This window comes from Enterobacter asburiae (assembly GCF_024599655.1).
Classification (GTDB): Bacteria; Pseudomonadota; Gammaproteobacteria; order Enterobacterales; family Enterobacteriaceae; genus Enterobacter; species Enterobacter asburiae_D.
This window is the reverse complement of sequence record NZ_CP102247.1, coordinates 1344908-1366725: the sequence shown is the minus strand read 5'-3', so window position 1 is coordinate 1366725 and position 21818 is coordinate 1344908. Positions and strand designations below refer to the sequence as shown.

Sequence of the window (21818 nt, the reverse complement as noted above, 5' to 3'; positions counted from 1 at the left end):
GCGCCTTTAGCCAATAACCGGGGAAAATCTCGCCAAAATTTGGCATAATGTCACTTTGTCACGTATTGAAATGAAAAGTAAAACAATTCTCAATATGGACTGTCGTAACGGGAAACACGATACGATATAACACCAGGACCCCTTTTTTTAGTATTCAGGCCGCATGAGCACATTCAAACCATTAAAAGCACTCACATCGCGTCGTCAGGTTCTCAAAGCGGGGCTGGCGGCCTTAACGTTAACGGGCATCGCAAAGCAGGCTCAGGCGAAAGACGAGAGCACGCTCAAAACCAGTAACGGACACAGCAAACCAAAAACCAAAAAGCCGGGCGCGAAGCGTCTGGTGATGCTCGACCCGGGCCACGGCGGTATTGATACCGGCGCCATCGGCAAAAACGGGTCGAAAGAAAAACACGTCGTGCTGGCGATTGCAAAAAATGTGCGCGCAATTTTACGCAGTAACGGCATTGACGCCCGTCTGACGCGCTCTGGCGATACCTTTATTCCGCTGTATGACCGCGTTGAGATCGCCCACCAGCACGGTGCGGATCTGTTTATGTCGATCCACGCCGACGGCTTTACCAACCCTTCTGCGGCCGGTGCCTCGGTGTTTGCGCTTTCCAACCGTGGCGCCAGTAGCGCCATGGCAAAATACCTCTCCGACCGCGAAAACCGGGCGGATGAAGTCGCCGGGAAGAAAGCCACTGATAAAGATCATCTGCTACAGCAGGTGCTGTTCGACCTCGTGCAGACGGATACGATCAAAAACAGCCTGACGCTCGGCTCGCATATTCTGAAGAAGATTAAGCCGGTGCATCGTCTGCACAGCAAAGGCACCGAGCAGGCGGCGTTCGTGGTCCTGAAATCGCCGTCGATTCCGTCCGTGCTGGTGGAAACCTCCTTCATTACCAACCCGGAAGAAGAGCGACTCCTCGGTACCACGGCGTTTCGTCAGAAGATCGCCAACGCCATCGCCTCCGGCATTATCAGCTACTTCAACTGGTTCGATAACCAAAAAGCGCACTCCAGGAAACGTTGATGAAACCCGATGCTCAACTGGTAAAAACCTTCCTGCTGCAGCTGCAGGATGAGATCTGCCAGAAACTGGCCGCCGCAGACGGCGGTGAATTTCAGGAAGATAGCTGGCAGCGCAAGGCCGGGGGCGGCGGGCGCAGCCGCGTGCTGCGAAACGGCGGCATCTTCGAACAGGCGGGCGTGAATTTTTCCCACGTTCACGGCGACGCCATGCCCGCCTCTGCGACGGCGCATCGTCCTGAGCTGGCGGGCCGCAGCTTCGAGGCGATGGGCGTCTCGCTGGTGGTGCATCCGCACAACCCGTTTGTGCCCACCAGCCACGCCAACGTGCGCTTTTTCATTGCGGAAAAACCGGGGGCCGATCCGGTCTGGTGGTTTGGCGGCGGTTTCGATTTAACGCCTTACTACGGCTTCGAAGAGGATGCCGTGCACTGGCACACCACCGCGCGGGATCTTTGCCTGCCGTTTGGCGAAGACGTTTACCCGAAATTTAAAAAGTGGTGCGACGACTACTTTTACCTGAAGCACCGCGACGAGCAGCGCGGCATCGGCGGGCTGTTCTTTGACGATCTCAACGCGCCTGATTTTGATACCGCGTTCAGCTTTATGCGCGCGGTGGGTGAAGGTTATACCGACGCGTATCTGCCCATCGTCGAGCGCCGTAAAAATACCGACTACGGCGTGCGCGAACGTGAGTTCCAGCTTTACCGCCGCGGGCGCTACGTGGAGTTCAACCTGGTGTGGGATCGCGGGACGCTGTTCGGCCTGCAGACCGGCGGGCGCACGGAGTCGATTCTGATGTCGATGCCGCCGCTGGTGCGCTGGGAGTACTGCTACGAACCAAAAGAAGGCAGCCCGGAGGCTGCCTTGCGTGAGTTTATTCAGGTTCGGGACTGGGTATAACCCTTACCCCTCACCCCGGCCCTCTCCCCAAAGGGGCGAGGGTGAAAAGACGGCCCGGAGCAGTCCCCTCTCCCCTATGGGGAGAGGGTTAGGGTGAGGGGTGGGGTTAATTACAGAGGCTGCGTCTGCGCCTCAACCACCGCCAGCGCCACCATGTTCACGATACGACGCACGGAGGCAATCGGCGTTAACACATGCACCGGTTTCGCCACGCCCATCAGTACCGGTCCTACGGTCACCCCTTCAGAGCTGGAGACGCGCAGCAGGTTATAGCTGATACGCGCCGCTTCCACGTTCGGCATAATCAGTATGTTGGCCGATCCCTTCAGCGGGCTGTCCGGCATACGTTCGTTACGGATGCTCTCCACCAGCGCGGCATCGCCGTGCATCTCCCCGTCAATCATCAGCTCCGGCGCACGCTCGCGCACCAGCTCCAGCGTCTGGCGCATTTTGCACGCCGCCGCGGATTTAGACGAACCAAAGTTCGAGTGCGACAGCAGCGCCACCTTCGGCTCGATGCCAAAGCGACGGACGGTCTCGGCGGCCATCACGGTGATCTCCGCCAGCTCGTCCGGGGTCGGATCGTCGTTAACGTAGGTATCGGCAATAAAGGTGTTGCCGCTCGGCAGCAGCAGCGCGTTCATCGCCCCGGCGGTATGGACGCCGTCGCGATAGCCGAAGATCTCCTGCACCACGCTAAAGTGCTCGTGGTAATCGCCAATGGTGCCGCAGATCAGCGCATCCGCCTCGCCGCGATGCACCATGATCGCGCCGATCACCGTGGTGTTGCTGATGACCGCTTTCTGCGCCTGCTCCTGGGTGATCCCCCGGCGCTTCATGATCGCGTAGTATTCGCTCCAGTACTCTTTGAAGCGCGGATCGGATTCGTTGTTCACGATCTCGAAGTCGACGCCCGGCTTGATCTGCAGGCCCAGCTTCTGGATGCGCATCTCAATCACGCTCGGACGACCAATCAGGATCGGTTTCGCCAGGCCTAAGGTGATCAGCTCCTGAGTGGCGTGCAGCACGCGCGCCTCTTCCCCTTCCGCCAGCACCACGCGCTTCGCGTCGGCGCGCGCCTGGGAGAAGATCGGCTTCATGAACAGGTTCGTTTTATAGACAAACTCGGTGAGCTTATCGACGTAAGCGTCGAAATCGTGAATCGGACGCGTCGCCACGCCGGAATCCATCGCCGCTTTGGCCACCGCTGGGGCAATTTTGACAATCAGACGCGGGTCGAACGGTTTTGGAATGATGTAGTCCGGTCCGAAGCTCAGATCCTGATCGCCGTACGCAGACGCGACCACTTCGCTCTGCTCGGCGTGGGCCAGCTCCGCGATGGCGTGAACGGCGGCAAGCTTCATCTCTTCGTTGATCGCCGTTGCGCCGACGTCCAGCGCGCCGCGGAAGATGAACGGGAAGCAGAGCACGTTGTTGACCTGGTTCGGGTAGTCAGAACGACCGGTACAGATAATGGCGTCTTCACGCACCGCTTTCGCCAGCGGCGGCAGGATTTCCGGCTCAGGGTTCGCCAGGGCCAGGATCATTGGCGCACGCGCCATCTTCTTCACCATCTCCTGGGTCAGCACTTTCGGACCGGAGCAGCCGAGGAAGATATCCGCGCCGTCGATCACGTCGTCCAGGGTGCGTTTACCGTCGTCGTCCACCGCATACGCCGCTTTGGTTTCCGCCATGTTCGGCTCGCGGTCTTTATAGATAACGCCTTTGGAGTCGCAGACCACAATGTTGTGTTTCTGCATACCCAGCGCCACCAGCAGGTTCATACAGGCGATGGCCGCGGCGCCTGCGCCAGACACCACCATGCGCACGTCGGAGAGATTTTTCTCGACCACGCGCAGGCCGTTCAGAATCGCGGCGGTGCTGATAATCGCGGTGCCATGCTGGTCATCGTGGAACACGGGAATGTTCATACGCTCGCGCAGCTTCTGCTCGATATAGAAACATTCCGGCGCTTTGATGTCTTCCAGGTTAATCCCGCCGAAGGTCGGCTCCAGCGCAGCCACCACGTTGATGAATTTGTCAGGATCGAGTTCGTCCACCTCGATATCGAACACGTCGATACCGGCGAATTTCTTGAACAGTACTCCCTTACCTTCCATCACCGGCTTACCGGCCAGCGCACCGATGTTGCCCAGCCCCAGCACCGCCGTTCCGTTAGAGATCACGGCGACAAGGTTGCCGCGCGCGGTGTATTTGTAGGCCGCCAGCGGGTCTTTTTCGATTTCCAGACACGGGGCAGCAACGCCCGGCGAATAGGCCAGCGCCAGATCGCGCTGGGTTGCCAGCGGCTTGGTTGGGGAGACCTGGATTTTCCCCGGGACAGGAAACTCGTGAAAATCGAGGGCACTCTGTTTTAACTGATCGTCCATCTTGTTATTCCTTTTACGTATCGGTCAGATAGTATCGCCGCAGGACAGCGCATAAACTTTGAAGGCTGCCAAACTCTCACCATCACACATTAAAAATTGTTATCAATTTATAACAGCCATGTTACCCGTCTCAAAAGCAATGCCTCCCCCGTCTGCTATGCTTTTTTGTTAAGTCCATCATGCTTTTTCCAGAAGTGTGAACTAACGCACTCATCTAACTCTTTTATTTCCAAGGAGTAATCATTTATGAACCAGCTAGACGGCATCAAAAAATTCACCACCGTGGTTGCAGACAGCGGCGATATCGAGTCGATTCGCCACTATCAGCCGGAGGATGCGACCACCAACCCTTCGCTGCTGCTCAAAGCGGCAGGGCTTGCCCATTTTAGTCATCTGATTGATGACGCCATTGCCTACGGTAAACAGCGCGGGAAAACGCAGGAGCAGCAGGTCGCCGAAGCCAGCGACAAGCTGGCGGTTAATTTTGGTGCGGAAATTCTTAAAAGCATCCCGGGACGCGTCTCAACCGAAGTCGACGCCCGCCTCTCGTTCGATAAAGAAAAGAGCATTAATAAGGCGCGTCGTCTGGTTGAGCTCTACCAGGATCAGGGCATCGATAAATCACGCATTCTGATCAAGCTCGCCTCCACCTGGGAAGGCATCCGCGCGGCAGAGGTACTGGAAAAAGAGGGCATCCACTGCAACCTGACGCTGCTGTTCTCGTTTGCCCAGGCGCGCGCCTGCGCTGAAGCGGGCGTGTTCCTCGTTTCGCCGTTTGTCGGGCGCATCTACGACTGGTATCAGGCGAAACAGCCGATGGATCCGTACGTGGTGGATGAGGATCCGGGTGTGAAATCGGTCCGTAATATCTACGACTATTACAAACAGCACCGCTACGAAACCATCGTGATGGGGGCCAGCTTCCGCCGTACCGAGCAGATCCTCGCCCTGGCAGGCTGCGACCGCCTGACCATCTCCCCTAACCTGCTCCAGGAGCTACAGGACAAAGAAGAAACGGTGATCCGCAAGCTGGTGCCGACCTCCACCGTTCTGCCAAAACCGAAAACCATGACCGAAGCGGAGTTCCGCTGGGAGCACAACCAGGACGCCATGGCCGTGGAAAAACTGGCGGAAGGTATCCGCCTGTTCGCCGTCGACCAGCGCAAACTTGAAGATCTTCTCGCCGCCAAACTTTAACCTTGCCACGGAGTGAACTATGTCCCGTAAAGAGCTAGCCAATGCCATTCGCGCCCTCAGCATGGATGCCGTGCAGAAAGCCAATTCCGGCCACCCCGGCGCGCCAATGGGCATGGCTGATATTGCCGAAGTGCTGTGGAACGATTTTCTGAAGCACAACCCGAATGACCCCACCTGGTACGATCGCGACCGCTTTATTCTCTCCAACGGTCACGCCTCAATGCTGCTCTACAGCCTGCTGCACCTTTCCGGCTACGACCTGCCGCTTGAGGAGCTGAAAAACTTCCGCCAGCTGCACTCCAAAACGCCGGGTCACCCGGAGATTGGCTATACGCCAGGGGTGGAGACCACCACCGGGCCACTCGGTCAGGGGCTGGCCAATGCGGTTGGGCTGGCGATTGCCGAACGCACGCTGGCGGCGCAGTTTAACCAGCCGGACCATGAGATTGTCGACCATTACACCTACGTGTTTATGGGCGACGGCTGCCTGATGGAAGGGATCTCCCACGAGGTCTGCTCCCTGGCGGGCACGCTGGGGCTTGGCAAGCTGATCGGCTTCTACGATCACAACGGCATCTCCATCGACGGGGAGACCGAAGGCTGGTTTACCGACGACACGGCAAAACGCTTCGAAGCCTACCACTGGCACGTGGTGCATGAGATCGACGGTCACGACCCTGAGGCGGTGAAAAAAGCGATTCAGGAAGCGCAGAGCGTGAAGGACAAACCGTCCCTGATTATCTGCCGCACGGTGATCGGCTTCGGCTCGCCGAACAAGGCGGGCAAAGAAGAGGCGCACGGCGCGGCGCTGGGTGACGAGGAAGTGGCGCTGACCCGGCAGAAGCTGGGCTGGAAATACCCGCCGTTTGAGATCCCGAAAGAGATCTACAGAGCCTGGGATGCCCGTGAAGACGGTGAGAAAGCCCAACACGCCTGGAACGATAAATTTGCCGCTTACAAAAAAGCGCATCCGGAGCTGGCGGCCGAGTTTTCCCGCCGCATGAGCGGCGGTCTGCCGGAAGACTGGGACGATAAAACCCAGGCGCTGATTGAAAACCTGCAGTCCAACCCGGCGAAAATCGCCACCCGTAAGGCGTCGCAAAATACGCTGAACGCAATCGGCCCTATCCTCCCCGAACTGCTCGGCGGCTCGGCGGACCTGGCGCCAAGCAACCTGACGATCTGGTCCGGCTCGAAATCGCTTAAAGAGGACATCGCCGGGAACTACATCCACTACGGCGTGCGCGAGTTCGGCATGACCGCCATTGCCAACGGCATCGCCCATCACGGCGGGTTTGTGCCGTACACCGCCACCTTCCTGATGTTTGTCGAGTACGCCCGTAACGCGGCGCGCATGGCGGCGCTGATGAAGGCGCGGCAGATAATGGTCTACACCCATGACTCCATCGGGCTGGGGGAAGACGGGCCCACGCACCAGGCGGTTGAACAGCTGGCGAGCCTGCGCCTGACGCCCAACTTCAGCACCTGGCGTCCGTGCGATCAGGTCGAAGCGGCGGTGGGCTGGAAGCTGGCGGTGGAACGCCACAATGGCCCAACGGCATTAATTCTGTCACGCCAGAACCTGGCGCAGATTGAGCGTACCCCGGAGCAGGTGAAAAACATCGCCCGCGGCGGCTACATTCTGAAGGACAGCGGCGGCAAGCCGGACGTGATCCTGATTGCCACCGGTTCCGAGGTAGAAATCACGGTGAAAGCGGCGGAGAAACTGACCGCCGAAGGACACGCGGTGCGCGTGGTGTCCCTGCCTTCTACGGATATTTTTGACGCCCAGGACGAGGCGTACCGGGAATCGGTCCTGCCGTCCAGCGTCGCGGCTCGCGTGGCGGTGGAAGCCGGTATTGCCGACTACTGGTACAAGTATGTCGGGCTCAAAGGGGCGATTGTCGGCATGCGGGGCTACGGTGAGTCCGCCCCTGCCGATAAGCTGTTCCCGTACTTCGGCTTTACCGTTGAGAACGTGGTGGAGAAGGCGCTGAGCGTGATCTAGTGCGGCCTGCGTGCCCGGTGGCGCTACGCTTACCGGGCCTACAAAATCGGGTGGCATTGCCACCCTTTTTTATACCACCCGCACACCCGCCGCCATCGCCCGCTCCGGCGTTAACAGCACGCTTTCGCTGGCGTCATCGGTTTCCGCGCAGAGCAACATGCATTCAGACGTTTCGCCGCGCATTTTAGCTTTCGCCAGATTGCACAGCACCACCACCGTTTTTCCCATCAACTCCTCTTCCCGGTAATAGGGCACCAGGCTGGTGACGGTTTGCAGCGTTTTTCCGCCCACATCAATCTGCGCGATATAGAGTTTATCTGCGTTAGCGTGGCGCTTAACGTCCACGATCGTCCCCACGCGGATCTCCAGCTTTGCAAAGTCATCGTAAGCTATCGTGTCCATGCTCTCTCCTTAGTAAAATTTTACTAAATACTAGCACGCTATTTGCTGGACGCAATGGGCAGGATATTTAGTAAAAACTGATGCATGTCCTGGCCCATCCTTTACAATGGGTTATCACGTGGGGAATAAGGACAAACATGGCTACGCTCAAAGACATCGCGACGGAGGCTGGCGTTTCGCTGGCGACGGTATCCCGGGTTTTAAACGATGACCCAACGTTGAACGTAAAAGAAGAGACCAAACACCGCATTCTGGAGATTGCGGAAAAGCTGGAATACAAGAGCACAACGTCCCGCAAAATGCAGTCTGCCGCGGTGGGTCAGCAACACATTCTGGCACTCTACAGCTACCAGCAAGAGCTGGAGATTAACGACCCTTACTACCTTGCCATCCGCCACGGCATCGAGACGCAGTGTGAAAAACTGGGCGTGGAACTGAGCAACTGTTACGCCAGTGCCACCCTGCCGGAGAGTAAAAAACTGACCGGCGTACTGATTGTGGGCAAGCCTTCATCGGCCACTCGCCGTAGCGCAATGGCCCTGACGGACAACGTCTGCTTTATCGATTTTCACGAGCCCGGCAGCGCGTTCGATTCCGTCGACATTGACCTCTCGCGCATCAGCAAGCAGATCGTTGATTTCTTTATCGATCAGGGTGTTAAGCGCATTGGCTTTATCGGTGGGGAAGACGAACCCGGCAAAGCCGATATCCGCGAAGCCGCTTTTGTCGAGTATGGCCGTTTGAAAGGAGTGGTGTCAGAACAGGATATCTGGCGCGGCGGTTTTTCCAGCTCATCCGGATACGAACTGGCAAAAACCATGCTCGCACAGACAAGCTGGCCAACCGCCCTGTTTGTGGCCTCAGATTCGATAGCCATCGGCGTCTTGCGCGCTATCCATGAAAAAGGGCTGGCGATCCCGGAGGACATTTCGCTCATTAGCGTGAACGATATCCCGACCGCCCGCTTCACCTTCCCGCCGCTCTCTACCGTACGCATCCACTCTGAAATGATGGGCAGCCAGGGGGTTAACCTGCTGCTGGAAAAATCCCGCGACGGCCGGGCGCTGCCGCTGCAGGTCTTCGTGCCGAGCGTGCTGAAACTGCGCGGCACCACCCGTTAATCCCCTCGTTTGACACGCTGCCGGGCATGCCCGGCTTTTTTTTTATTTCGTGATCGAGTTAAAGCAAATCAATTTTACTGATTTTATTTAGTAAAATATTTACTAAAATCCTCAGCAATGATGTTTTACCCCTACAGGGAGATCGCATGAATCGCTGGGAAAATATTCAACTCACGCATGAGAACCGGCTCCCGCCGCGTGCGTACTTCTTCTCATATGACACCGTCGCGCAGGCTCGCTCCTTTGCCCGTGAAGCCAGCAGCCGCTTTTTATCACTCAGCGGCCAGTGGAATTTTCGTTTTTTCACCCATCCGCTGCTGGTGCCGGAAAACTTCACCTCTGAGTACATGGCCGACTGGGGCGACATAACCGTACCCGCCATGTGGCAGATGGAAGGCCACGGTCAGCTGCAGTACACCGACGAAGGCTTTCCCTTCCCGGTCGACGTCCCCCGGGTGCCCACAGATAACCCTACCGGGGCGTATCAGCGCTACTTCACGCTTTCGGACGGCTGGCAGGATAAGCAAACCCTCATCAAGTTTGACGGCGTCGAAACCTATTTCGAAGTCTACGTGAATGGTCACTACATTGGCTTTAGCAAAGGCAGCCGACTGACCGCCGAGTTTGATATCAGCCACGCGGTGCATGCCGGGCAAAACCTGCTCTGCGTGCGGGTAATGCAGTGGGCAGATTCTACCTACATTGAGGATCAGGACATGTGGTGGACGGCCGGTATTTTCCGCGACGTCTATCTGATCGGCAAAAATCCCACTCACGTGCGCGACGTCACGATCAAAACCACCTTTGACGAAGCTTACAAAAACGCCACCCTTTTCTGTCAGCTTGAGCTGGAAAACCTGGCCCCGCACGCATCAGCCGTGTCGCTGGAGTATGCCCTGTATGATGGCGAAGCAGCGATCCATCAGGGCACAACCGACAGCCTGATCGTGACCCGCAGCGCGGAAACCGCCTTTAGCATTGAGGTCAAACAGCCTCAGCAGTGGTCTGCGGAATCCCCCTATCTCTACCATCTGGTCGTAACGCTAAAAGATGCGAACGGGCAGACGCTGGAGGTTATCCCGCAGCGTATCGGTTTTCGCGACATCAAGGTGCGCGACGGTCTGTTCTACATCAACAATCGCTACCTGAAGCTGCACGGCGTAAACCGTCACGACAACGATCACCAGAAAGGCCGCGCCGTGGGCATGGATCGGGTCGAGCGCGACCTGATCCTGATGAAGCAACACAACATCAATTCGGTGCGCACCGCCCACTACCCCAACGATCCGCGCTTCTACGAGCTGTGCGACATCTACGGCCTGTTCGTGATGGCGGAGACGGATGTGGAATCCCACGGCTTTGCCAACGTCGGCGACCTGAGCCGCATCACGGACGATCCGGTGTGGGAACATGTCTACGTTGAGCGTATCGAACGCCATATTCACGCGCAGAAAAACCATCCTTCAATCATCATCTGGTCGCTTGGAAACGAGTCCGGCTACGGCTGCAATATCCGCGCCATGGCGCGGGCCGCAAAGGCGCTGGACGACACGCGCCTGCTGCATTACGAAGAAGATCGCGACGCCGAGGTGGTGGATATCATCTCTACCATGTACACCCGCGTGCCGCTGATGAACCTGTTCGGCGAGTATCCCCACGCCAAACCACGGATTATCTGCGAATACGCCCACGCGATGGGCAACGGCCCCGGCGGTCTGAGCGAGTATCAAAACGTCTTCGATCGCCACGACTGCATTCAGGGCCACTACGTCTGGGAATGGTGCGACCACGGTATTCAGGCGGCAGATGCCAGCGGCAATACGTATTACGCCTACGGCGGTGACTTTGGTGATTATCCGAACAACTACAACTTCTGCCTCGACGGGCTGATCTACTCCGACCAAACGCCGGGTCCGGGCCTGCGCGAATATAAGCAGGTGATTGCCCCGGTCAAGCTGCGCTGGCAGAACGGCGAGCTGCACGTTGAAAATCGCTTCTGGTTCACCAGCCTGGATGATTACACCCTGCTCGTTGAGGTGCGTGCCGAAGGTGAAACCCTGCACAGCCAGCCGCTGACAATGACCGGGCTGGCCCCCAACAGCACCCGCAGCGTGAGCCTGAACCTGCCCGAACTCGACGAGCGCGAAGCGTTCCTGACCGTGCGCATCAGCAAAAACAGCCGCACCCGCTATAGCGAGGCGGGACACGAGATTGCGGTGTATCAGTTCCCGCTTAAAGCGCGCACGGCTCGCGCTACGCCGTTTATTAACGCCAACGCCACGCCGCTGCTGCTGGAAGAGGACCGCCTGAACTGTACCGTGACCGGACATAATTTCCGCGCAAGCGTCTCAAAAATGACGGGAAAACTCAGCGCCTGGCAGGTTGACGGTGTAGATAAGATTACCCGCGAACCGAAGATTAATTTCTTCAAGCCGATGATTGATAACCACAAGCAGGAGTATGAGGGGCTATGGCAACCCAACCACCTGCAGATTATGCAGGAGCATCTGCGCGGTTTTGAGATCGAGCAGCAGGACGATGCGATCGTCATTACAACCCGCACGCTGATTGCTCCGCCGGTGTTTGATTTTGGTATGCGCTGCACCTACCGCTGGCGCATTGCCGCCGACGGGCAAATTAACGTTGAGCTGAGCGGTGAACGCTACGGTGATTACCCGCACATTATCCCGTGCATCGGCTTTACCCTCGGCATCAACGGCGAATTCGACCAGGTGAGCTACTACGGACGCGGCCCCGGAGAGAACTACCCGGACAGCCAGCAGGCCAGCACCATAGACCTGTGGCACACCGCGGTGGACGAGATGTTCGAAAACTACCCGTTCCCGCAGAACAACGGCAACCGCCAGCAGGTGCGCTGGGCAACGCTCGCCAACCGTCACGGCAGCGGTCTTCTGGTGGTGCCTGAACAGCCCATCCATTTCAGCGCCTGGCACTATACGGCAGAGAACATCCACGCCGCGCAGCACTGCAACGAACTGCGTCGCAGCGATGACATCACCCTCAACCTCGATCATCAGGTACTGGGCTTAGGCTCCAACTCCTGGGGAAGCGAAGTGCTGGATACCTGGCGCGTCTGGTTCAGGCCGTTCCGCTACGGCTTCACCCTGCTCCCGCTGGAAGGCGGACAAACCGCCGCGCAGGCACTGTTACACCATCGGTTCGGCACCGGTTTCTTCTCCATGAATTCGCACAGCGAGGCAGAAAAATGATCGTTCTCGACAGCCTGGAACAGTTCCAGCAGCGTTATCGCACGGGCCGTAAATGGCAGCGCTGCACAGAGGCCATTAACAATATCGACCACATCCAGCCCGGCGTTGCCCATTCGATTGGCGACTCTCTGGCCTATCGCGTGACACATGATGCCAGCACCGACGCGCTGTTCGTCGGCCATCGCCGCTATTTCGAGGTGCATTACTACCTGCAGGGCGCGCAGAAAATTGAGTACGCTGCAAAAGACGCCCTTCAGCTTGTGGAGTGCTACCGGGATGAAACCGACCGCGAATACCTGAAAGGCGTGGGTCAAACCGAACAGGTGCGCGAGGGACAGATCGTGATTTGTGAAAACCACGAGGCGTATCGCTTTATCAGCGAAACGCCTGCTAAAAAAGTCGTCCTCTATGTGACCATCGAAGACGGCTATTTCCATAACAAATAAAAAAACCAGCGGTGCCAATGAAGCACCGCCCTCCTCGTACCCGGAGATATGTTATGTCTGAAACTACCAAGCGTAATACCATCGGCAAATTCGGCCTGCTGTCGCTGACGTTTGCCGCCGTATTTAGTTTTAATAACGTTATCAACAACAATATCGAGCTGGGCCTCGCCTCGGCGCCGATGTTCTTTTTAGCCACCCTGTTCTACTTCATTCCTTTCTGCTTAATCATCGCGGAGTTTGTCTCCCTGAATAAAAACTCCGAAGCCGGGGTGTACGCCTGGGTGAAAAGCTCGCTGGGCGGGCGCTGGGCGTTTATTACTGCCTACACCTACTGGTTCGTAAACCTGTTCTTCTTTACCTCGTTATTACCGCGCGTTATTGCCTACGCCTCTTACGCCTTTTTGGGCTATGAGTACATTCTTACGCCGTTCGCCACCACGATACTGAGCATGGTGCTGTTCGCCTTCTCGACCTGGGTGTCCACCAACGGGGCGAAAATGCTGGGGCCGATCACGTCTGTGACCTCAACGCTGATGCTGCTGCTGACCCTCTCCTATATTCTGCTGGCCGGTGCGGCGCTGATGGGCGGTGTGCAGCCAGCCGACCCGATTACCGTTGACGCGATGATCCCGAACTTTAACTGGGCGTTTCTTGGCATCACTACCTGGATATTTATGGCCGCCGGGGGCGCAGAGTCCGTTGCGGTATACGTTAACGACGTGAAGGGCGGATCAAAATCCTTCGTCAGGGTGATCATTCTGGCGGGGATTTTCATCGGCGTGCTCTATTCCATCTCCTCGGTGCTGATTAACGTCTTTATCAGCAGCAAAGAGCTGAAGTTCACCGGTGGTTCGGTACAGGTGTTCCACGGCCTGGCGGTATGGTTTGGCCTGCCGGAAGTGCTGATGAACCGCTTTGTCGGCCTGGTCTCCTTTACCGCGATGTTCGGTTCCCTGCTGATGTGGACGGCGACCCCGGTCAAAATCTTCTTCTCTGAAATTCCGAGCGGCATCTTTGGGCCAAAAACCGTGGCGCTGAACGAGAATGGCGTCCCGGCGCGCGCGGCGTGGATCCAGTATTTGATCGTCATTCCGTTAATGATTATCCCAACCATGGGATCGAACACCGCGCAGGAGCTGATGAATACGGTCATCAACATGACCGCGGCCGCGTCAATGTTACCGCCGCTGTTCATCATGCTGGCTTACCTGAACCTGCGTCGTAAGCTCGACCATCTCCCGCGTGATTTCAAAATGGGCTCACGCACCACGGGGATGGTGGTGGTGTCGATGCTGATTGTGATTTTTGCCATCGGCTTTGTGGCCTCAACCTTCCCCACCGGTGCCAATATTCTGACGATTATTTTCTATAACGTCGGTGGCATTGTCTTATTCCTCGGATTTGCCTGGTGGAAATACAGCAAATACGTCAGGGGATTATCAAAAGAACAACAACAAATAGAAGCGTCACCTGCCTCAAATATTAATTAACACTTAAGGCATGGATATTTTCTCATTGGGATGAGTGCATGAAAATTAAAGAGAAAACGATTGGGGCACTCGCTGCCCTCTCCTTCTGCTGCCCGTCATTTGCCGCAGAAGAGGCTCGGCCAGCGGAGCACGACGATACCAAAACGCCGGAAATGACCTCTCCATCATTTCGTTTTTATGGCGAACTGGGGGTTGGCGGATATATGGATTTAGAGGGCCAGAATAAGCATAAATACAGTGACGGCACCTATATTGAGGGCGGTCTGGAAATGAAGCACGGGCACTGGTTCGGCCTGATTTACGGTGAGGGCTGGACCGTACAGGCTGACCATCAGGGGAACGCCTGGGTGCCCGACCACAGCTGGGGCGGGTTCGAAGGTGGGCTTAACCGCTTTTACGGCGGCTACAAAACTGACGGCAACACCGAAATCATGCTCAGCCTGCGTCAGGACTCCTCCCTCGATGACCTGCAGTGGTGGGGGGATTTCACGCCCGATCTGGGATATGTGATCCCCAACACCCGCGACATTATGTACGCGCTCAAGGTACAGAACCGCTCCGGTAACCTGCGCTACAGCGTCACCGCCACGCCTGCGGGGCACCATGACGAGAGTAAAGCCTGGCTGCATTTTGGCAAATACGATCGCTATGACGATAAATATACCTATCCGGCGATGGCCAACGGCTATATCCAGTATGACATCGTCAAAGACGTCACCTGGATGAACGGCCTGGAGGTCACCGACGGGACCGGTCAACTCTTCCTGACCGGCATTCTGTCGCCCAACCTGGCGGCGCGCGCCTGGCATCACACCGGACGCGCCAGCGGCAGGGACGTCTCCGGCACAGAGACCGGGTATATGGTCAGCGCCATGATTGAAGCGTTAAAAGGCGTCTATCTCTCCACCGCTTACAGCTATGCAAAGCATCGCCCGGACAATGCCGCCGATGAAACGACCTCGTTTATGCAGTTCGGTATCTGGTACGAGTACGGCGGTGGCCGTTTTGCTACCGCGGCCGACAGCCGCTTCTACATGAAAAATGCCTCCGGCGACCCGAGCGACCAGGTCTTCCTGATGCAATATTTCTACTGGTAAAAGGATCTTCCATCATGAAACTCAGCCTTACACCGCTGGCCTGCGCGCTGGCGCTCAGCTTTTCGGCTCACGCCACCACCCCAGCTGATTTTAAAAACGTCATCAACCGCGCCGGTGCACCGCAATATATGCACGATTTCGACGCTGACGACCACCAGCGTTTCAATCCCTTTTTCGATTTGGGTGCCTGGCATGGGCATTTGCTGCCGGACGGGCCGCAGACCCAGGGAGGATTTCCCGGCGTAGCGCTGCTCACCGAAGAGTACATTAACTTTATGGCGACCAATTTCGATCGCCTGAGCGTGTATCAGAACGGCAAAAAAGTCGATTTTACCCTTGAGGCTTACAGCCTGCCCGGCGCGCTCGTGCAGAAGCTGAGCGCGAAAGATGTGCAGATCGTGATGACGCTGCGCTTTGCCACCTCGCGCACCTCGCTGCTGGAAACCCGCATCATCAGCAAGGCACCGCTCGACCTGGTGTGGGACGGCGAACTGCTGGAAAAGCTGGAGGCTAAAGAGGGCAAACCGCTGTCGGATAAGACCATCGACGGCGCATATCCGGATTACCAGCGCAGGCTGGTCCCCGCGCGCGACGGCCTGAAGGTGACCTTTGGCAAAGTGCGCTCCACCTGGGATCTGCTGACCTCTGGCAGCTCCGAATATCAGGTGCATAAATCCCTCCCCGTTGACACCACCGTTGACGGGCACCGCTTTACCAGCCGGGCGCACATTACCGGCAGCACCACGCTGTATACCACCTACTCCCATCTGCTGAATGCCGATGAGGTAAAGCGCGAGCAGGTGCAGATCCGCGATATTCTGGCGCGCCCGGCCGCTTATATGACGGCCTCGCAGCAGCGCTGGGAAGGCTATTTGCAGAAAGGGTTAACCAACCCTGATGCGACCCCAGAGCAAACCCGCGTGGCGGTGAAGGCCATCGAAACGCTGAACGGCAACTGGCGCTCGCCGGGCGGCGCGGTGCGCTATAACACGGTGACGCCATCCGTCACCGGACGCTGGTTCTCCGGCAACCAGACCTGGCCGTGGGATACCTGGAAACAGGCGTTTGCCATGTCGCACTTCAACCCGGAAATCGCCAAAGAGAACATTCGTGCAGTCTTTTCCTGGCAAATCAAACCCGACGATCCGGTACGCCCGCAGGATGCCGGCTTTGTGCCGGACCTCATCGCCTGGAACCTGAGCCCGGAACGCGGCGGCGACGGCGGCAACTGGAACGAGCGTAATACCAAACCGAGCCTGGCGGCGTGGTCGGTGATGGAGGTGTACAACACCACGCAGGATAAGGCCTGGCTGGCGGAAATGTATCCTAAGCTGGTGGCCTATCACGACTGGTGGCTGCGCAACCGGGACCACAACGGCAACGGCGTGCCGGAGTACGGCGCGACGCGCGACAAGGCCCATAATACCGCCAGTGGCGACATGCTCTTCGCGGTGAAAAGAGGCGATAAAGAAGAATCCCTCTCCGGACTGAAGAATTATGCCAGAGTCATCGATAAGGGCCATTACGACAGTCTGGAGATCCCGGCGCAGGTTGCGGCCTCGTGGGAATCAGGGCGCGATGACGCCGCCGTCTTCGGTTTTATCGATCAATCCCAGCTGGATAAATACATCGAAAACGGCGGTAAACGCAGCGACTGGACGGTAAAGTTTGCCGAAAACCGCGACAAAGAGGGCAAGCTGCTGGGCTACTCGCTGCTGCAGGAGTCCGTCGACCAGGCGAGCTATATGTACAGCGACAATCACTATCTGGCTCAGATGGCGAGCCTGCTGGGTAAAGAGCAGGAGGCCAGCCGCTACCGTCAGCTGGCAGATAGGCTCGCGAGCTACATCAATACCTGCATGTTCGACGCAAAGAGCGGTTTTTACTATGACATCCGTATCGAGGATAAACCGCTGGCGAACGGCTGTGCGGGCAAGCCTATCGTCGAGCGCGGAAAAGGGCCGGAAGGCTGGTCGCCGCTGTTTAACGGTGCGGCCACGCAGGAGCATGCTGATGCCGTGGTGAAGGTGATGCTGGATCCGAAAGAGTTCAACACGTACGTGCCGCTCGGGACTGCCGCGCTAACCAACCCGGCATTTGGTCCGGATATCTACTGGCGCGGCCGGGTCTGGGTCGACCAGTTCTGGTTTGGCCTGAAAGGGATGGAACGCTACGGCTACCGGGAACAGGCACAAACGCTGGCAGAAAGCTTCTTTAAGCACGCAAAGGGGTTAACGTCCGACGGCCCGATTCAGGAAAACTACAATCCGCTGACCGGGGCACAGCAAGGCGCGCCTAATTTCTCGTGGAGCGCGGCACATCTTTACATGCTGTACAACGACTTCTTCCGTAAACAGTAACGAGGAGCTGTCTGCTTTGCCGGGTGGCGCTATCGCTTACCCGGCCTACGGTTCGAGCTTTTGCAGGCCGCAGGATTCGTAGGCCGGGTAAGGCGAAGCCGCCACCCGGCACATTGTCACAGGCAGCAGGATTGGCAGGCCGGGTAAGGCGAAGCCGCCACCCGGCATATTGTCACAGACCGCAAGATTCGTAGGCCGGGTAAGGCGAAGCCGCCACCCGGCAAAACTACCGCGTGATCCACAGCGTGGGCCAGGCATCTGGCCCGTTCCAGCTGTCGCAGCTGGGCTCCTCGGCGTAGCGCACCAGGCGGAAACGCTGGCCGTCGAAACGCCAGCGCGTCTGGATCCCGCAATCACCCATACCGCGCCCCAGCGCGAGCGTGGTCAGCTCGCGCGTCTTCTCATCGAAGCTGGCGTTCATCAACTCCATTTCACTCCCGTTGCTTGACGGCGTAAACGGCAGACGCAGCCTGACGCTGCGGGCGGTAAACGGTTTTTTACGTGATACCAGCCACGCCAGATCTACCGTGTTATAGGCCCCCGCCTCGCAGCTGACGATCAGCAGCGCTTTGTCATCGGTTAACGCGGTGACGCGCACTTCCCGGCGGTTAGGATCCAGCGAGCACTGGCTGCTGTTCATCCGTCCGGTACCATAGTCCAGCAGGTCGTTCAGTTCGGCGTGGGAGAGTGGCGTCGGAGTCGGGTTGACGACCGCCACCTTTTTTAAGGCGGGTGCAGGCGGAACGCTTAACGGCGGATCGTCACCTTTCTTGATCCACGCGGTTTCGCTGCCGACGCGCTTTTGCTGCGCATCAATGAACAGCAGCGCGGCTTTCAGACCGCTCAGTGAAATGACCTGCTTACCGCCGCGAAGGGTCAGGGCCTTCCCTTCCTGGATGTTTTTCAGAAAGGCGGTGATGGTGGCCGCATCGTCCGTTTTCAGATGCCAGGGCGTGAGCTGCCAGCGCTGTTTGTCCAGCTTCAGGGGAACGTTATCCAGCAGCAGCCGGGGGGCAATCTCCGGCTCTTTGACCGAGGGCGTATCAAGACCGCCGAGATCGATACGCAGCGTAGCATCCGTTTTCGCCCCGGCGCTTCGGGTGAGCGTCATGACCAGACCACGGTGTTCACCCGTGTTGCGCGCAAGGCAAAAGTTCTGGTTATTGCAGGTTACCTGCCAGTCAGAGAAAGCTTGCTGGGCAGGTGCAGCCCGCACCTGCGGCGCGAGGAGCACACAAAACAGGTAAAATAGAAAGACGCTGTAGCGCATGAATGACACAATCCCGGAACGAAAACGCTTAACTGGGCAGTATCTTCGTGTTCCCGCCGGGGTTGCTCAATCGGATTTATCAGATATACCCGAAAAACACCCTACATTCGTTCGAAAGCAGAGTTCATTAACCCGGTCGTCTGTAAATACTGCAGTAATATCACCGCTTTACCATCCCTGATTTCCCCTGAACGCATCATCTCCAGCGCCCGGGAAAAAGGAAGCTCCAGCACTTCGATATCTTCATCCTCAACGCCACCGCCCCGGTGAGTGCGCTGCGCGTCGCTGTACTCCGCAATGAAGAAATGGACGAGCTCCGTCACGCCGCCCGGTGACATAAACAGCTCAAAGACCTTTTTGACCTCGCCCACTTCGAAGCCGGTTTCTTCAACGGCCTCTTTGCGGATACAAACTTCCGGTTCATCATCATCGAGCAGGCCCGCGCAGGTTTCAATCAGACGTCCGTCGGGGTTGCCATTGACCCATGTCGCCACCCTGAACTGACGGATGAGCACCACGCTCTGCTTTTCACGGTTATAGAGCAAAATGGTTGCTCCGTTGCCGCGGTCGTAGACCTCGCGCTTGTGGCGGATCACTTCACCGTTGTTACGCGTAAGGTCATAGGTGATGTTACGCAGGACAAAGTAGTTTTCAGAGAGAATTTTGTCTTTGATAACGTCAATTTTCAGGGTCATACGGGCTCCACAACACAATGAGTCGTCCTATACTACGCCGTGAATCCCGCTTTGTCGCCCGCCGGTTTAATGATGTTTTGGCGCGTTAACCCCAAGCCAGTCGAGTATTCCTTGCGCCGCATGACGCCCTTCCGCCATGGCGGTTACCACCAGATCCGCGCCGCGTACCGCATCGCCCCCGGCGAAGATCTGTGGGTTGGTCGTCTGGTAACGGTAACGGCTATCGACGGAGGCAACGATCCGCCCCCAGTCATCCGTTTCGACGCCCTGCGCCTGCAGCCACGGCATCGCGTGCGGGTTAAAACCAAACGCCATGATGACCGCATCCGCGGCCATCACGAACTCGCTGCCCGCTACCGGAACGGGCCGACGCCGTCCCTGCGCGTCCGGCTCTCCGAGCTCGGTACGCAGCATCCGAATACCGTTGACCTTACCGTTCGGATCCAGCGTCAGCTCAACCGGCTGGACGTTAAATTCAAACGCCGCGCCCTCTTCTCTGGCGTTCTTCACCTCTTTCTTCGAGCCCGGCATGTTGGCCTCATCCCGACGATAGGCGCAGGTCACCTTCGCCGCGCCGTGGCGTAACGCGGTGCGGACGCAGTCCATCGCGGTATCGCCCCCGCCAAGCACCACCACGTTTAAACCCTGGGTGTCGATGAACGGCTCGCTGGCCGTCGCCTCCAGCCCCATAACATGGCGCGTGTTGCCCACCAGGAAAGGCAGCGCGTCATAGACCCCCGGCGCGTCTTCATGCGGGATACCTGCCTTCATCGAGCGGTAGGTTCCCACGCCAATAAACAGGGCGTCGTAATCGTGCTTTAACTGCGACATCGACACGTCCTGGCCCACCTCGCAGTTCAGCTCGAAGCGGATCCCCATCGCGGTAAATATCTCTCTGCGCCGCGCGAGCAGCGATTTGTCCAGCTTGAATGCCGGGATGCCAAAGGTCAGCAATCCACCAATTTCCGGATGCCGGTCATAGACCGTCACGCTCACGCCGCTGCGCGCCAGCACGTCGGCGCATGCCAGCCCGGCGGGCCCCGCGCCGACGATCGCGACGCGTTTACCCGACGGCGTGACGGCGGACATATCCGGCCGCCAGCCCATCGCCAGCGCCCGATCGGAGATATAGCGCTCGATGTTGCCGATGGTCACGGATCCCGCCTCTTCACGAATTGTGCAGGCACCTTCGCATAATCGCTCCTGCGGGCAGACGCGGCCGGTAATTTCAGGTAAACAGTTGGTCTGATGAGAAAGCTCGACCGCGCCGGTGATATCCCCCGCGTTGAGGCGCTCAATCCACTGCGGGATGTGGTTATGCAGCGGGCAGGTCCATTCGCAAATGCTGTGCTCGCCGCATTTCAGGCAGCGCGACGCCTCGCGGGCGGCCTGCTCGGCCCGAAACGGCAGGTAAATTTCGTTAAAATGGCCCACGCGCTCTGCGGCAGCGAGTTTGTCGGGCTCGCCGCGTGGCGCCGTCGCCTGCATCTGCTGCAGTTTGGTGCGCGGAGCACCTTCTTCGACGACCTCCGCATGCCAGGGCTGCGCCTCCAGACAGGCCGTGCGCTGTCGGCGCGATTTCGCCAGAGTATCAAGGACAGCAGGCGTCGCCAGTGAGAGGACATCTGCCGGGCAATTTTCGATACAGGCCGGGCCGTGTGGCCGCGTCAGACAGAGATCGCACTTGCTCGTTGAGGCCTTCACGCTGCCGTTGTCGAGCGGGGTGACGATAATCTCCATCGTGCCAAACGGGCAGGCCACCACGCAGGCCTTACAGCCGATGCATTTTTGTTGATTCACCTGTACGCTGTCATCGCATTTACTGATGGCGCCGTTCGGGCAGCTTTGCGCGCAGGGTGCATTTTCACAGTGATGGCAGGTGACGGGGCGTCGCTTGTCGCCGGATCTCAGGACCGTAATACGGGGATGAAAATGGCGCTCGCTCAGGACGTGCTGCTCATCGTTGTGCGCCATCACGCAGGCCACTTCGCAGGCGCGACACCCGATGCACTGCTGGCCGTTAGCCATAATAAAACGATTCATAACCACACCTGTTTTTGGTTCAATAACCTTTCTCTTTATAAGAGTATGGTATTTACGCATCACGGCGCGATCGGGCAATGTTCAAATGCCCGGAACGCCGAATTATTTACAGTGAACCTGTGGCAGATCAA

Annotated in this window: 15 protein-coding genes; 10 read left to right on the top strand and 5 right to left on the bottom strand. The window is 57.8% G+C overall.

What is annotated here, in order from left to right; all coding sequences use genetic code 11:
* Window positions 1-163 precede the first annotated feature (163 nt).
* Window positions 164-1039 carry an N-acetylmuramoyl-L-alanine amidase AmiA gene (gene amiA / locus NQ230_RS06545; protein WP_023308739.1) on the top strand — a complete coding sequence of 292 codons (876 nt, stop codon included), beginning with the start codon at window positions 164-166 and terminating at the stop codon, window positions 1037-1039.
* Entirely contained in the window at window positions 1039-1938 is a 900-nt protein-coding gene (gene hemF, locus NQ230_RS06540; protein ID WP_257260503.1) for an oxygen-dependent coproporphyrinogen oxidase, read from the top strand. The genes amiA and hemF overlap by 1 nt, the downstream gene beginning before the upstream one ends.
* Window positions 1939-2048: 110 nt before the next feature.
* Here the strand turns inward: hemF and maeB are convergent, their stop codons facing one another.
* Entirely contained in the window at window positions 2049-4328 is a 2280-nt protein-coding gene (maeB, locus tag NQ230_RS06535) for an NADP-dependent oxaloacetate-decarboxylating malate dehydrogenase (protein ID WP_126329918.1), read from the bottom strand.
* Window positions 4329-4574: 246 nt separating this feature from the next.
* Here maeB and tal point away from each other — a divergent pair, with 246 nt between their 5' ends.
* Together tal and tkt are read left to right on the top strand one after the other, a co-directional pair.
* Window positions 4575-5525 (top strand): transaldolase, encoded by a 951-nt coding sequence (gene tal / locus NQ230_RS06530; protein ID WP_024907585.1) that lies wholly within the window; start codon window positions 4575-4577, stop codon window positions 5523-5525.
* Window positions 5526-5544: 19 nt separating this feature from the next.
* The gene (gene tkt / locus NQ230_RS06525; protein ID WP_063143476.1) at window positions 5545-7533 is read left to right on the top strand and encodes a transketolase; all 1989 of its coding nucleotides are present in this window, start codon (window positions 5545-5547) and stop codon (window positions 7531-7533) included.
* Window positions 7534-7602: 69 nt separating this feature from the next.
* On the opposite strand, the gene NQ230_RS06520 is transcribed toward tkt, so the two are convergent.
* The gene (locus NQ230_RS06520) at window positions 7603-7935 is read right to left on the bottom strand and encodes a tRNA-binding protein (RefSeq protein ID WP_024907583.1); all 333 of its coding nucleotides are present in this window, start codon (window positions 7933-7935) and stop codon (window positions 7603-7605) included.
* 137 nt (window positions 7936-8072) lie between these two features.
* Here NQ230_RS06520 and ebgR point away from each other — a divergent pair, with 137 nt between their 5' ends.
* The 6 genes from ebgR (at window position 8073) to ygjK (ending at window position 17679) form a co-directional block, all read left to right on the top strand.
* Window positions 8073-9056 carry a transcriptional regulator EbgR gene (gene ebgR / locus NQ230_RS06515; RefSeq protein ID WP_257260502.1) on the top strand — a complete coding sequence of 328 codons (984 nt, stop codon included), beginning with the start codon at window positions 8073-8075 and terminating at the stop codon, window positions 9054-9056.
* 146 nt (window positions 9057-9202) lie between these two features.
* Window positions 9203-12286, top strand: a complete 3084-nt coding sequence (ebgA, locus tag NQ230_RS06510; RefSeq protein WP_257260501.1) for a beta-galactosidase subunit alpha — start codon at window positions 9203-9205, stop codon at window positions 12284-12286.
* A complete protein-coding gene (locus NQ230_RS06505; protein WP_159514653.1) occupies window positions 12283-12732 on the top strand; it encodes a beta-galactosidase subunit beta in 450 nt (149 codons plus the stop codon). The genes ebgA and NQ230_RS06505 overlap by 4 nt, the downstream gene beginning before the upstream one ends.
* 53 nt (window positions 12733-12785) lie before the next feature.
* The gene (locus NQ230_RS06500) at window positions 12786-14222 is read left to right on the top strand and encodes an amino acid permease (RefSeq protein ID WP_257260500.1); all 1437 of its coding nucleotides are present in this window, start codon (window positions 12786-12788) and stop codon (window positions 14220-14222) included.
* Window positions 14223-14260: 38 nt separating this feature from the next.
* Window positions 14261-15319 carry a protein YgjJ gene (gene ygjJ, locus NQ230_RS06495; protein ID WP_257260498.1) on the top strand — a complete coding sequence of 353 codons (1059 nt, stop codon included), beginning with the start codon at window positions 14261-14263 and terminating at the stop codon, window positions 15317-15319.
* A 14-nt stretch (window positions 15320-15333) separates the two neighbouring features.
* Window positions 15334-17679, top strand: coding sequence for an alpha-glucosidase (gene ygjK, locus NQ230_RS06490; protein WP_257260496.1), 2346 nt, complete (start codon window positions 15334-15336; stop codon window positions 17677-17679).
* A gap of 226 nt (window positions 17680-17905) precedes the next feature.
* On the opposite strand, the gene NQ230_RS06485 is transcribed toward ygjK, so the two are convergent.
* The 3 genes from NQ230_RS06485 to aegA all read right to left on the bottom strand — a co-directional run bounded on the left by NQ230_RS06485 (window position 17906) and on the right by aegA (window position 21687).
* Window positions 17906-18949: a DUF1176 domain-containing protein gene (locus tag NQ230_RS06485; protein WP_121425192.1), complete on the bottom strand. Its 1044-nt coding sequence runs from the start codon at window positions 18947-18949 to the stop codon at window positions 17906-17908.
* 101 nt (window positions 18950-19050) lie between these two features.
* The gene (nudK, locus tag NQ230_RS06480) at window positions 19051-19644 is read right to left on the bottom strand and encodes a GDP-mannose pyrophosphatase NudK (RefSeq protein WP_121425190.1); all 594 of its coding nucleotides are present in this window, start codon (window positions 19642-19644) and stop codon (window positions 19051-19053) included.
* 66 nt (window positions 19645-19710) lie between these two features.
* Window positions 19711-21687, bottom strand: coding sequence for a formate-dependent uric acid utilization protein AegA (gene aegA / locus NQ230_RS06475; protein ID WP_257260492.1), 1977 nt, complete (start codon window positions 21685-21687; stop codon window positions 19711-19713).
* Window positions 21688-21818 lie beyond the last annotated feature (131 nt).